General features: G+C 72.6%; 12 protein-coding genes. 7 read left to right on the forward strand and 5 right to left on the reverse strand.

The window, feature by feature from the left end; all coding sequences use genetic code 11:
• Positions 1-65 precede the first annotated feature (65 nt).
• From E1288_RS03625 to E1288_RS03645, 4 genes are all read right to left on the reverse strand, one after another.
• Positions 66-986 carry a 5'-3' exonuclease gene (locus tag E1288_RS03625; RefSeq protein WP_132481082.1) on the reverse strand — a complete coding sequence of 307 codons (921 nt, stop codon included), beginning with the start codon at positions 984-986 and terminating at the stop codon, positions 66-68.
• Positions 987-1,453: 467 nt separating this feature from the next.
• A complete protein-coding gene (locus tag E1288_RS03635) occupies positions 1,454-2,386 on the reverse strand; it encodes an alpha/beta fold hydrolase (protein ID WP_132480668.1) in 933 nt (310 codons plus the stop codon).
• A gap of 25 nt (positions 2,387-2,411) precedes the next feature.
• Complete coding sequence (locus E1288_RS03640) at positions 2,412-3,251, reverse strand: NAD(P)H-binding protein (RefSeq protein ID WP_132480671.1); 840 nt, start codon at positions 3,249-3,251, stop codon at positions 2,412-2,414.
• A gap of 248 nt (positions 3,252-3,499) precedes the next feature.
• Positions 3,500-5,137: a phosphoenolpyruvate--protein phosphotransferase gene (locus E1288_RS03645; protein ID WP_132480674.1), complete on the reverse strand. Its 1,638-nt coding sequence runs from the start codon at positions 5,135-5,137 to the stop codon at positions 3,500-3,502.
• A 110-nt stretch (positions 5,138-5,247) separates the two neighbouring features.
• Here E1288_RS03645 and E1288_RS03650 point away from each other — a divergent pair, with 110 nt between their 5' ends.
• From E1288_RS03650 to E1288_RS03680, 7 genes are all read left to right on the forward strand, one after another.
• On the forward strand, positions 5,248-6,009 hold the full coding sequence (locus E1288_RS03650; protein WP_132480677.1) for a DeoR/GlpR family DNA-binding transcription regulator: 762 nt from the start codon (positions 5,248-5,250) through the stop codon (positions 6,007-6,009).
• Entirely contained in the window at positions 6,006-6,950 is a 945-nt protein-coding gene (pfkB, locus tag E1288_RS03655) for a 1-phosphofructokinase (RefSeq protein WP_132480680.1), read from the forward strand. Before E1288_RS03650 ends, pfkB begins: the two co-directional genes overlap by 4 nt.
• Positions 6,947-7,399, forward strand: a complete 453-nt coding sequence (locus E1288_RS03660; protein ID WP_132480683.1) for a PTS sugar transporter subunit IIA — start codon at positions 6,947-6,949, stop codon at positions 7,397-7,399. The genes pfkB and E1288_RS03660 overlap by 4 nt, the downstream gene beginning before the upstream one ends.
• A complete protein-coding gene (locus E1288_RS03665; RefSeq protein WP_132480686.1) occupies positions 7,396-8,859 on the forward strand; it encodes a PTS fructose transporter subunit IIC in 1,464 nt (487 codons plus the stop codon). The genes E1288_RS03660 and E1288_RS03665 overlap by 4 nt, the downstream gene beginning before the upstream one ends.
• An 85-nt stretch (positions 8,860-8,944) precedes the next feature.
• The gene (locus E1288_RS03670) at positions 8,945-9,217 is read left to right on the forward strand and encodes an HPr family phosphocarrier protein (RefSeq protein ID WP_132480689.1); all 273 of its coding nucleotides are present in this window, start codon (positions 8,945-8,947) and stop codon (positions 9,215-9,217) included.
• Between the two features lie 142 nt (positions 9,218-9,359).
• Entirely contained in the window at positions 9,360-10,502 is a 1,143-nt protein-coding gene (locus E1288_RS03675) for a M24 family metallopeptidase (RefSeq protein ID WP_132480691.1), read from the forward strand.
• Positions 10,499-10,969, forward strand: coding sequence for an Lrp/AsnC family transcriptional regulator (locus E1288_RS03680; protein ID WP_281247343.1), 471 nt, complete (start codon positions 10,499-10,501; stop codon positions 10,967-10,969). The genes E1288_RS03675 and E1288_RS03680 overlap by 4 nt, the downstream gene beginning before the upstream one ends.
• A gap of 202 nt (positions 10,970-11,171) precedes the next feature.
• Here the strand turns inward: E1288_RS03680 and E1288_RS03685 are convergent, their stop codons facing one another.
• Positions 11,172-12,251, reverse strand: coding sequence for a GDSL-type esterase/lipase family protein (locus tag E1288_RS03685; RefSeq protein ID WP_132480694.1), 1,080 nt, complete (start codon positions 12,249-12,251; stop codon positions 11,172-11,174).
• Positions 12,252-12,278 lie beyond the last annotated feature (27 nt).

Raw genomic sequence — 12,278 nt, forward strand, 5'->3', positions numbered from 1 at the left:
CTGAAAATGACGAAGGGTGCCTTCTCCTTGCTGTGCAAGGGGAAGGCGCCCTTCGGTCGTTGCGGCTATGCGGTGAGCGCGGCGATGAGGCGGTCGATGCTCGCGCCCAGGCCCCAGGTCTGCTGGAGCGCGCGCAGCCGGTCGATGTCCACCGGGGGCTGCGGGAGCGCGTCGTCCGCGCGGTCCATGACCACCGGTGCGTCGCGCGCCACCCGGACCACCGACGGGGCCGCCGAGAGGTAGTCGGCGGCGTCCGCGAGCTTGCCGCGGACTCGCGGCGTCAGGCGGGAGTCGCCGCCGGCCGCCGCCGCCAACAGCGCTTCGAGCGAGCCGAACTGGGTGATCAGCTTCGCCGCAGTCTTCTCGCCGACGCCCGCCACCCCGGGCAGCCCGTCCGACGGATCTCCGCGCAGCACCGCCATTTCCGCGTAGTCGTCCCCGGCGCGGTCGGCCGACAGGGCGTACTTATCGGCGAGCTCCGCGGGGCCGTAGTCCTGCGCCTTCGCCAGACCCGCGCCGACGTAGATCACCCGCACCGAGGTGGGCCGGTCGCGCACCAGCTGGAACAGGTCCCGGTCGCCGGTGACGACCTCCACCGCGTCCTTCTCCTCGCGATCGGCGAGCACGCCGATGACGTCGTCGGCCTCGTAGCCCTCCGCTTCGGCGGTGGCGATGCCCGCCGCGTCGAGCACTTCGAGGATCACCGGAACCTGCGGGGACAGCGAATCCGGGACCTCTTCGGCGTCGGGATCGTCCTCGGCGACGCGGTGCGCCTTGTAGGACGGCAGGGCGTCGACCCGGAACTGCGGCCGCCAGTCGTTGTCCAGGCAGGCCACCAGCCGGGACGGGCGCCGGTCGGTGATCAGCTTGGCGAGCATGTCGCAGAAACCGCGCACCGAGTTCACCGGCGTGCCGTCCGGCGCGGTCAGCGAGTCCGGCAGGGCGTAGTACGAGCGGAACCACAACCCGGCCGAATCGACGAGCATCAGGGGACCAGTCACCGGAACAACGTAACGCGGATGCCCCGCTTTCAAAGAGGAGGGAGGTCGTCAGGCCGATGTTGATCTACATAGGTCAAGATCTATTATGATCTTCATGGCGGCAAGCGGTGGTTGCGGACACGCCCCGGTACACCTACCGCCTTCGCCTGTCCTCAACCGCACGTACAGCGCTGCTTCTGGAATGGGACCGGTGCCGCTGGGTGTGGAACCAGTCCGTTGCCGCCTCTCGTGAGGCGCACAGGGCGGATGAGAGGTGCGGGCCCGCGCGACTGGACAAGCTTTTGACCGGTTGGCGTGGAGAGCATGAGTGGTTGCGTTGCGGTGCGTCGGTGCCGCAGCAGCAGATCATTCGGGATTTCGCGAAGTCCCGCGCGAAAGCTCTCAAGGACATCAAGGCGCGTGTGCCGATGCGGCAGCGTGCGGGGATGCCCCGGTTCAAGAAAAAGTGTCTGTCAAGTCTGTCGCGTCGTCGTCGGCGGATGTGCGCGGCCTGCCGGGTGCGACCCGCGGATGTGCGCGCGCACCTCCGCCGCCAGCGGGGCCAGGACGGCACCCGGCAACGCGTGCCCCATGCCGGGTATCTCGACCAGCCGCGCACCGGGAATCGCTCCGGCGAGGTGGCGGCCGTGCGGCGGCGGGCTGATCGGATCCAGCGGCGCCTGGACCACGAGCGTCGGCGTGCTGACGCGCGCGAGTTCCGGGCCGCGCGTCACCAGTCCTTCCGACACCAGGCCGTGGTTGGTGCTCGGCCGCCAGGTCCCGGCGTGGTCCATGGCGCGCCGCTCGCGCCGCCGGAACTCCGCCTGGTCGAAGGGGAGTTCGTCGCCGGCGAAGATCCGCCAGGAGGCCACCCGCAGGTCGAGCTCCGCCGCCGGGCCGGTCGTGGGCTCGTGCAGGTCCAGCACGTCGAACAGGCGCCGGGTGGGGACCGGGAGGCCGTCCGGGGACTCCTCGCCCGCGGCGGCGCGGGCGATGTTGGCCGCCAGGTCGACGCCCAGCTCGTGCGTGCAGATCAGCGCCTGGCTCAGCAGGCGCCGCGGGTGGTCCACGGCGATCAGCTGGGCGAGCCCGGCGCCCATCGAGAACGCGACGACGTGCGCCGCGTCGACCCCCCAGCCGTCCAGCACCGCGCGGGCGTCGGCGGCGAGGTCGTCGAAGGTGTACGGGTGGGTGGCGAAGTCCAGGTGGGTGGACCGCCCGGTGTCGCGGTGGTCGTAGCGGATCACGCGGAGCCCGTCGGCGACCAGCGCCGCGACGAACTCCTCGGGCCAGAACAGCGCGGACTGGCAGTCGCCCGCGATCAGCAGCACCGGTGGGGCGGCGGGATCGCCGCGGTCCTCGCTCCACAACCGCACGTCGCCCGCCCGGATCAGGCGTTCGGTCAAGGTCGGCCTCCTCGGCGGCGCGGGATCAGCGGAAGTCGGCGGTGTGCTCGGCCGCCCACTGCGCGAAGCTGCGCGCCGGGCGGCCGGTGACCTGCTCGACGGTCGGCAGGACCGGATCCGGGCGGTCGACCGACTCGGCCCAGTAGCCGAGCAGCATGTCGACCACGTCCTCGGGCATGAACTCGGCCAGCTCCGCGCGTTCCTGCTCGGCGGTCACCGCCTCGAACGGGATGTCCCGGCCGATCGCCTCGCCGATGGTGCGCACCTGGTCGGCGATGGAGATCGCGGCCGGGCCGCTGAGCTCGTACTTCGCGCCGGCGTGGCCGTCTTCGAGCAGCGCGGTCGCGGCCACCGCGGCGATGTCGGCCTCGTGGACCGGCGCCTGCGTGGCGCTGCCGTGCGCCGAGCGGACCGCGGTCCCCGCCTGGATGGCGCCCGCCCAGATCAGCGAGTTGCCCGCGAATGCGCCCGGCCGGACAGCGGTGCATTCGATGCCGGAATCCTCCACCGCGCGTTCGACCGCGCGGTGCCAGGTGTGGCTATCGGCGTTGTGCGCGCGCTTGTTCTCCGCCGCCGCGGACGCCGACGACAGCACGACTATCCGCCGCACTCCGGCGCTTTTCGCCAATTCCGCGAAATCCGCCGCGCCGTCGTGCGGGAAGAGGTACGCGCGCTCGACGCCGTCCAGCGCCGCCGCCAGCGTCCCCGGCTCGCCGAGGTCCCCGCGGACCACCTCCACATCCGGGGAAAACCCTGCGGTGCCTGGATTCCTGGTCATGATCCGCACCTGTGCGCCGGCGCTGCGCAGGTGCTCGACGACGTGCCTGCCGACGCTGCCGGTCGCACCGGTCACCAGAAAGGTCATGGCTGCTCCACGTGGTTTGCGTGCCTGTTCGGCACAAATCGAATCCACTTCTCGGTGGTGCACGCAAACTACACCACAGAATCGGCAATGAGGGAAATTTGACAAATTCTCGAATTGCTGATCTGCGGCTATTCGCATTCAGTCGGACAGCATTATTTGTTCTTGTCAAGCGAATTGGTCGAAAATGTGCGACCGAACGGCCCGTTCGTGCCTTTCGGCGAGGTGAACGGGCCGTTCGCCGCAGTCGGTCAGCCCCGTTCGAGGCTGCGACCGGCCCGGCTGCGCGCCTCGGCCGGGCCCGGTGCCGCGACGGCCTGCCGGGCGGCCTCCTGCCAGTCGGGCAGGCCGCGTTCGGCCAGCGCGGCGCCCACGGTCGCCAGCGCCGCCGCGGTCATCGACAGGCTGGTGACGCCGAGGCCCACCAGGACGCCGGCCAGCATCGGGTCCGCCGCCGCTTCGCCGCACACGCCGACCGGCTTGCCGCGCTCCCGGCCCGCCCGGCCGAGCCCGGCGATCAGGCGCAACAACGCGGGCTGCCATGGGTCGTTCAAGGCGGCCAGCGCGCCGGTCATGCGGTCCGCCGCGCACGTGTACTGCGCCAGGTCGTTGGTGCCGATGCTGACGAAGTCCACGACGTCCAGGATCTCGTCGGCGCAGAGCGCGGCAGCGGGCGTTTCGACCATGACGCCGACGCGCTCGACGCCCGCGTCCCGGGCGCGCTCGGCGAACCACGCCGCCTCGCCCGCGGTCGCGACCATCGGTGCCATCACCGACACCACCGCCCCGGTCTCGGCGGCCGCGGCGACGATGGCGGTGAGCTGCCGGTCCAGCAGCTCGGGCCGGTCGAAGGCGACCCGGAGACCCCGCACCCCGAGCGCGGGGTTGGGTTCGCCGGCGATGTCGAGGAACGGCAAGGGTTTGTCCGCCCCGGCGTCCAGGGTGCGAACCACGACCGGCTTGCCCGCGAACGGCCGCAGCGCGGCGGCGTACGCCTGCCGCTGGGTTTCGGCGTCGGGTTCGACCGCGGCGTCCAGGAAGCAGAACTCGGTGCGGAACAGGCCCGATCCTTCGGCGCCCGCCTCAACTCCGGCCCGGGCGTCGGCGGCGGAACCGATGTTGGCCAGGAGCTTGACCGGGTGCCCGTCTGCGGTGCTGCCGGAGCCGTTCCACCGCGCGCCGACGCGGTCGGCCGACTCGGGTGCGACGGCGTGCTCCAGCAGCTCGACGGTGCCCACTGCGCCGTCCACGCGCGCTCCCGCCGCCGTTGCCGCGAGCACGCCGCGCACGGCGACTACGGCCGGAATTCCCAGTGCCCGCGCGAGAATCGCGGTGTGGCTGGTCGGGCCGCCCTCCTCGGTCACCAGTGCCAGCACGAGGCCGGGATCCAGGTCGGCGGTGTCGGCCGGGGCCAGATCGCGGGCCACCAGCACTGCCGGAGCGGTCAGCTCGGGCACGCCCGGCGGGGCGGTGCCCGTGAGCTCGGCGACCAGCCGGTCACGGACGTCGTGCACGTCCCGCACCCGCTCGGCGAGGTATCCGCCGGAGGCGGCCAGCAGCTCCGCGAACTCCCCGGCCGCCTCGAACACCGCGCGCGGTGCTGGCAGGCCCCGCTGCGCGACCGCTTTCTCAGCGTTGCCGAGCAGCGCCGGGTCGGCGGCCATCGCGGCGGTCATCTCCAGCACCGCCTTCGCTTCGCCGGTCGCAGCCTCCGACCGGGCGAGCAGCCGCTGCGCCACCGCTTCCGCGGCCGGGCGGATCCGCGCCGCCTCGGCCGCCGGATCGGCAGGCGCCGGACCGGGCGCCGGATCGGGCAACCGGTCACGAACCCACAGGACCGGGCCTGCCGCCTTGCCGGGGCTGACCCCGACCCCCTGCAGCGTGGACATCGACCACTCCCATCGTGCTGGAGGTTTCCCTCGCGTTCTCGAAGCCTTGACAATATGGCAACAAGGGGCACAATCAGGCAACACCAAACATTAACCGGAGGACAACGGGCATGTACGGGGCGGAGCGCCAGCAGCTCCTGGCGCAGCGGGCACGACGCGACGGGCGCATCGACGTCACGGCCGCGGCGGCCGAGTTCGAGGTGGCACCCGAGACCATCCGTCGCGACCTCGCCGCGCTCGAACGCCAAGGCCTGGTGCGGCGTGTCTACGGCGGCGCGATCCCGGTCGAGCGGCTCGACTTCGAACCCGGCGTCTCGCTGCGCGACCAGACCAACGCGGGGGAGAAGGAACGCATCGCGCGGGCCGCGCTGGACCGCGTGCCCAGCCGCGGCACGGTGCTGTTCGACGCGGGCACCACGACCGCGCGGCTGGCCGGCCTGCTGCCCGCCGACCGCGAGCTCACTGTCGTCACCAACTCGCTGCCGGTGGCCAACCAGCTCGCCACCCGCAACAACTACAGCCTGCACCTGCTCGGCGGCCGGATCCGCGGCACCACGCTGGCGACGGTGGAGTCCTGGGCGCTCGACGTGCTGCGCGGCCTGACCATCGACGTCGGATTCTTCGGCACCAACGGCTTCTCGGCCGCCCGCGGCTGCACCACCCCGGATCCGGCGGAATCCGCGGTCAAGGCGGCGATGGTGCGCGCCTGCCGCAAGCGGGTGCTGCTGGCCGACCACAGCAAGTACGGCGACGACCAGTTCAGCCGGTTCGCCGAGCTGTCCGAGATCGACGTCCTGGTGACCGACGAGGGCCTCGACGAGGCGGCGCTCGACGAGCTGAAGCAGATCGAAGCGGAAGTGGTGCTGGCGTGATCGTGACCGTGACGCCGAACCCGAGCCTGGACCGCACCGTCCAGGTGGACCGGCTGGTGCCCGGTGCGGTGCACCGCACCCTCCGGACCCGCCTGGACCCGGGTGGCAAGGGCGTGAACGTGGCCCGCGCGCTGGCCGCGGCGGAGGTGCCGACGCTGGCCGTGCTGCCCTCCGGGGGCGCGGCGGGCGCGCAGCTGGCCGAGCTGCTGGCGCCGGAGGCGGTGCCGGTGGTGGAGGTGCCGGTGCAGGCCCCGACCCGCAGCAACATCGCGGTGGTGGAGGCCGACGGCACCACGAGCAAGTTCAACGAGCCCGGCCCGGAACTCACGCCGGCCGAGGTCGCGGCGCTGGAGCGCGTCGCCGCCGAGCAGGCCGGCCGGGCGGGCTGGGTGGTGACCTGCGGCAGCCTGCCCGCCGGTTGCCCGGACGACCTGCACGCCCGGATCGCCGCCGCGGCGCGGCGCGCCGGGGCGCGAGTCGCCGTCGACACCTCGGGACATCCCCTCGAACTGGCCTGTCAGGCCGCGCCTGACCTGGTCAAACCCAATCTCGCCGAACTCGCGGAGCTGGCCGGTGGCCCGCTGCGGGACCTCGGTGACGTGCTGGACGTCGCGCACCGGCTGCGGGCCGGCGGCGTGGCGACCGTGCTGGTGAGCCTCGGGCAGCTGGGTGCGGTGCTGGTCGCGGAGACCGGCACCTGGCACGCCACGAGCTCCGCGACCGAGGTGCGCAGCACCGTCGGTGCGGGCGACGCGATGCTCGCCGGATTCCTGCGGGCGGGCGGCATCGGGCCGGCCGCCCTGCGCACCGCCGTCGCCTACGGGACGGCGGCGGTCGGGCTGGCGGGCAGCCGGATGCCCGGCCCGGACGACATCCACCCGCTGCGGGTGCGGATGGATGCAGTGGACAAGACAGTGAGCCTCAGCGGAGTGGCGGCATGACTACCGAACTGATCACCTCGGACCTCGTCGAACTGGACCTGGCCGGCACCGACCGGCGGGCCGTCGTGCGCGACCTCGCCGAGCGGCTCGTCGCCGCGGGTCGCGTCACGGACATCGACCGTTTCCTGGCCGACATCGAAGCCCGCGAACAGCAGATGCCGACCGGCCTGGAGGGCGGCATCGGCATCCCGCACTGCCGCTCCTCGGCGGTGACCGCGCCGACGCTGGCCTTCGGTCGCAGCACCGCCGGCGTCGACTTCGGCGCCGAAGACGGCCCGGCGAAGCTCATCTTCCTCATCGCCGCGCCGGAAGGCGGCGGCGCCGACCACATGACCGTGCTCGCCGCGCTGGCCCGGCGCCTGGTGCGCGCCGAGTTCAAGCAGACGCTGCTGGACGCCACCGACGCGGCCGAGCTCGCGAAGTACGTGCGCGAGGAGGTCGCGCCGTGAAGTACGTAGCCGTCACCGCTTGCCCGACCGGCATCGCGCACACCTACATGGCGGCCGAGGCCCTGGAGCAGGCCGCCAAGGCCGCCGGGGACGAGATGCTGGTCGAGACCCAGGGCTCGGCGGGCTCGACGCCGCTGTCGGCGGCGGACATCGCCGCGGCCGACGCGGTGATCTTCGCCGCCGACGTGGGGGTCCGGGACCGGGAGCGCTTCGCGGGCAAGCCGGTCGTCGAGGTCTCCGTGAAGCAGGCCATCAACGACGCGGCGGGCCTGCTGACCCAGGCCGCCGACGCCGCACAGCGGGAACCGGCCGCCGAGCCGGAAGCCGCTGCCGCCGAGCCGGAACTGGCCAGCAAGGTCGTCGCGGGCGCCGGTTTCGGCACCCGGCTGCGGCAGTGGCTGATGACCGGCGTGAGCTACATGATCCCGTTCGTGGCCGCCGGCGGTCTGCTGATCGCGCTGAGCTTCGCGCTCGGCGGCTACCAGATCACCGACGCGCCGCCGGTCACCGAGGTCTTCGACCCGGCGAGCCTGCTCAGCTGGGCGGCGCTGGCGAACCAGATCGGCACGACGGCGTTCGAGTTCCTGGTGCCGGTGCTGGCCGGGTTCATCGCCTTCGCCATCGCCGACCGGCCCGCGATCGCCCCCGGCTTCGTCGGCGGCGCGGTGGCCGTGACCGTCGGCGCGGGCTTCCTCGGCGGCCTCGTCGCCGGCCTGCTGGCCGGTGCCGTGATCGCCGGGCTGAAGCAGGTGAAGGTGCCGCGCGGGATCGCCGGGATCATGCCGGTGGTGGTGCTGCCGCTGCTGGGCTCGCTGGTGGTCGGCGGGCTGATGTTCGTGGTGCTCGGCAAGCCGATCGCGCTGGCCATGACGGCGCTCACCGGCTGGCTCACCGGCCTGTCCGGCGCCAACGCGGCGCTGCTGGGCGCCCTGCTCGGCGCGATGATCGCCTTCGACATGGGCGGGCCGATCAACAAGGTCGCCTACACCTTCGCCGTCGGCGGCCTGAGCATCGGCACGACGGCGTCGCTGGAGATCATGGCTGCCGTGATGGCCGCGGGCATGGTCCCGCCGCTGTCGCTGGCCCTGGCCTCGGCGGTGCGCGGCAAGCTGTTCAGCCCGGCCGAGCGGGCCAGCGGTCGCGCCGCCTGGCTGCTCGGCGCGTCGTTCATCACCGAGGGCGCGATCCCGTTCGCGGCGGGCGACCCGCTGCGGGTGATCCCGTCCATCGTGCTCGGCTCGGCGACCACGGGCGCGCTGTCGATGACCTTCGGCGCCACGCTGCGCGCCCCGCACGGCGGGATCTTCGTGACGCCGCTGGTGGGCAATCCGCTGATGTACCTGGCCGCGATCGTCATCGGCGTCGTGGTCGCGGCGGCGGCGGTGCTTTTCGCCAAGCGACTCGGTCGCCAGGACGCCGAGGAACCGGCTCCCGAGGCCGCGTCCGCCGCCCCGGCCTGACACCCGTCGTGAGCGGTTCTGGTCGCCATAGCAGCCATTTCCGCTCACGACCGCGAACCAACCCCGGATCCGGAGAGGAACAGCAATGCAACGTCGAGTCCGCATCGCCGCCTCGGTCGGCCTGCACGCCCGCCCCGCCGCGCTGCTCGCCAAGGCCGCGGCGGCGCAGGCCACGCCCGTCACGATCGCCAAGGTCGTCGACGACGTGGCCGGTGACCCGGTAGACGCGAGCAGCATGCTCGGCCTGATGTCGCTGGGCGCCCAGCACGGCGAGGAGGTCGAGCTCTCGGGCGACGAGGCCGCCCTGGACGAGCTCGTCGCCCTGCTCGAACAGGACCTGGACAAGGCCCCGGCCTGAGCCGTCGGGGCGCGATTTCCGCCGCTCGCGGGGTCGTGAGTGCTTTGGAGCGCTATGGCGGGCCAAAGCACTCACGACCCCGGTGGCGTGAACCGGACCGGCCGGGCGTTGGGTCGCCGCCCCGGGATTAGGCTTGGGAGCTATGGCCACCGTCTCGATCAAGCAGGATCCATCCGTGCTCGCGGCCCGCCTCACCAAGGCCGCCGAAACCGCAGCCGCGGCGAAACTCGACGCGCTGCTGATCTCGCCCGGTTCCGATCTGCGCTACCTCCTCGGCGCGGGCGGTGAGTCGCACGAGCGGCTGACCTGCCTGGTGCTCCCGGCCGACGGCCGGCCCGCGCTGGTCGTGCCGAAGCTGGAGGAGCCCGGCTTCGCCGACATCCCGCTGGCGGAGCTCGGCATCGAGGTCGTGACCTGGGTCGACGGTCAGGACCCGCACGCGATGGTGGCCGACCTGGCCCGTCGCGGCGGCGAGCCGTCCCGGCTGGCCGTCGCCGACGTGATGCCCGCGCTGCACACCATCCCGCTGCGCGCCGCCCTGCCCGACGCCGAGCAGGTGCTGGCCGGGACCGTGCTGCGCGAGCTGCGGATGCGCAAGGACGCCGCCGAGATCGAGGCGCTGCGCAAGGCCGGGGCCGCCATCGACCGGGTGCACGCCCGGATGGCGGAGTTCCTCAAGGCGGGCCGGACCGAGGCCGAGGTCGGCGCCGACATCTCCGCCGCGATCATCGAAGAGGGCCACACCGAGGTGGCGTTCGTCATCGTCGGCTCGGGGCCGAACGGCGCCAGCCCGCACCACGACGTGTCGGACCGGGTGATCGAGCGCGGCGACGTGGTCGTCGTCGACATCGGCGGCCCGATCGCGGAGGGCTACAACTCCGACTGCACCCGCACCTACAGCGTGGGCGAGCCCGCCCAGGCGGACGTCCGCGAGACCTACGCCGTGCTGGAGGCCGCGCAGCGCGCCGCCGTCGAGGCGGTGCGGCCGGGCGCGACCGCCGAGTCGATCGACGCCGCGGCCCGCGAGCCGATCGCCGCCGCGGGGTTCGGCGAGTACTTCGTGCACCGCACCGGGCACGGCATCGGCCTGGACGTGCACGAGGAGCCCTACATCGTCGGCGGCAACGCCGCGCCGCTGGAGCCGGGCATCGCCTTCAGCGTGGAGCCGGGCATCTACCTGCCGGGTCGCTGGGGCGCGCGTATCGAGGACATCGTCATCGTCACCGAGGACGGCGTGGAGAGCGTGAACAACCAGCCGCACGAGTTGGTGGTGCTGCCGGCGTGAGCGAAAGATCCGCAACCCCGGGCGGGCTGGAGGCCACCGACCGCGCCATCCTGCGCGAGCTGGCGCGGGACGGCCGGTGCAGCTTCACCGACCTGGCCGAGCGCGTCGGGCTGAGCGTTTCCGCGGTGCACCAACGGGTTCGCCGGCTGGAGCAGCGCGGCGCCCTGCAGGGCTACACGGCCAAAGTGGACGGTGACCAGATCGGGTTGCCGCTGACCGCGTTCATCTCGCTGACGCCGATCGACCCGGCCGCGCCGGACGACTACCCGCAGCGCCTGGAGCACCTGCCGCAGATCGAGTCGTGCTACTCGGTGGCGGGCGACGAGTCCTACATCCTGCAGGTGCGGGTGACCTCGCCGCTGGGCCTGGAAGAACTGCTGCGGCAGATCCGGGAGGCCGCGAAGGTGTCGACCCGGACGACGGTGGTCCTGTCCACCCCGTTCGAACACCGCCCCCCGGCGATCTGACGGCCACGGCCACGAAAGACCGAGTGAGAGCGCCCAATTTTGCCTAAAATTGGGCGCTCTCCAAGGCGACCCCGGTCCCAGGCGCGATGGTGAGCACCCGATTTTGCCTGAAATTGGGAGCTTTCCCGCCGCGGTCCGGGAGTGGGTGCGTTTCCGATTTTGCCTAAAATTGGGCCGGGCCGTATCCGGTCGTTGCCTGGGATCAGGGGTGGGCTTGGGCGGCCGCGACGTGCTCCGGGACCGCGCGGAGGTTGCCGCGCTCGTCCGGTAAGCACAGCGCCGCCGGGTCTTCCGCGGCCATGAATTCGCCGAGGCAGCGGCCGAGCTGGGCGTGCCCGGCGGCGTTGGCGTGGAAGGATTCCTGCATCGCGTGCGCCGCGCGCTGCTCGTCCTGCAGGCTCGCCCAGTCGACCGTCAGCCTCGTGAACCACTCGCCGTCCGCGGTCCTCGGGTTGCCCGTGCACGCCTCGTGTCCGATGCCCGCCCGCGACAGGTCCAGGAACCGGGCGTTCGCCTGCCGCGCGACCTCCTGCAGGCCGGCGGACAGCTGCGGCACCCCGGTGTCCCGGATCCACTCCAGGTCACCGGTCAGGAACGGGCAACCGGACAGGTCCTGCAGCTCGGGCTTGACGCCGGGGCCCACCGGCGAGGCGTAGGACTGCACGATCAGCGAGTAGCTGCTCGGTGTGTAGCCCGCGCTGTCCATCGCCGCGCGGATGTCGTTCAGCGCGCCCAGGACCTTCGGCTTCATCTGCTCCACCCGCTGCGGCCACGCGGTGCGCATCAACGCCGCGCACCCCTCCGGCGCCTGCCGCACCCAGGCCTCCACGCACTGGTTGACGACGTCGGTGAAGCCCGGGTCGTCGTTGGCGCCGATCTGCACCACGACGTCGGTGATCCGGTACTGCTGCGCCAAATCCGCCAGCCTTCGGGACTGGGAGCCTTCGGCGTGGCCGGGTTCCGGGTCCGCGCCGACCAGGTCGGTCCGCGCGCCGGAGCAGGCCAGGTTGATGCGGGTCACCTCCGGCGGGAGCCGGAGCTGGTTGATCGGCGCGGCCGCCGACCGGTGGCACCAGTTGTCCCGCTCGCCGTTGGTCCCCGCCTCGTACCGGCCGCCGCCCTCGCCGGACAGCGTGCTGTCGCCGAGGGTCACGACCGCGGCCGGGAGCTGCTTGGGTTGCAGCGGCAGTCCGGGCAGGTACTGGTCGCTGATCAACACCGCGAGGGCCAGCACCGTGCTGACCAGCAGGAGGATTGCTGTTTTCGACTTGTGCGCCCGCATCGGGTGGAAGTCTATGGGGCCGAGGGC

Origin of the sequence: Saccharopolyspora elongata, assembly GCF_004348985.1 — a bacterium.
GTDB lineage: Bacteria > Actinomycetota > Actinomycetes > Mycobacteriales > Pseudonocardiaceae > Saccharopolyspora > Saccharopolyspora elongata.

What these genes read in the sequence shown, in the direction of transcription:
- E1288_RS03625 (WP_132481082.1), bottom strand. Translation starts at nt 986, where the DNA reads ATGCTCGTCGATTCGGCCGGGTTGTGGTTCCGCTCGTACTACGCCCTG.
- E1288_RS03640 (WP_132480671.1), bottom strand. Translation starts at nt 3,251, where the DNA reads ATGACCTTTCTGGTGACCGGTGCGACCGGCAGCGTCGGCAGGCACGTC.
- E1288_RS03645 (WP_132480674.1), bottom strand. Translation starts at nt 5,137, where the DNA reads ATGTCCACGCTGCAGGGGGTCGGGGTCAGCCCCGGCAAGGCGGCAGGC.
- E1288_RS03650 (WP_132480677.1), top strand. Translation starts at nt 5,248, where the DNA reads ATGTACGGGGCGGAGCGCCAGCAGCTCCTGGCGCAGCGGGCACGACGC.
- E1288_RS03660 (WP_132480683.1), top strand. Translation starts at nt 6,947, where the DNA reads ATGACTACCGAACTGATCACCTCGGACCTCGTCGAACTGGACCTGGCC.
- E1288_RS03670 (WP_132480689.1), top strand. Translation starts at nt 8,945, where the DNA reads ATGCAACGTCGAGTCCGCATCGCCGCCTCGGTCGGCCTGCACGCCCGC.
- E1288_RS03675 (WP_132480691.1), top strand. Translation starts at nt 9,360, where the DNA reads ATGGCCACCGTCTCGATCAAGCAGGATCCATCCGTGCTCGCGGCCCGC.
- E1288_RS03685 (WP_132480694.1), bottom strand. Translation starts at nt 12,251, where the DNA reads ATGCGGGCGCACAAGTCGAAAACAGCAATCCTCCTGCTGGTCAGCACG.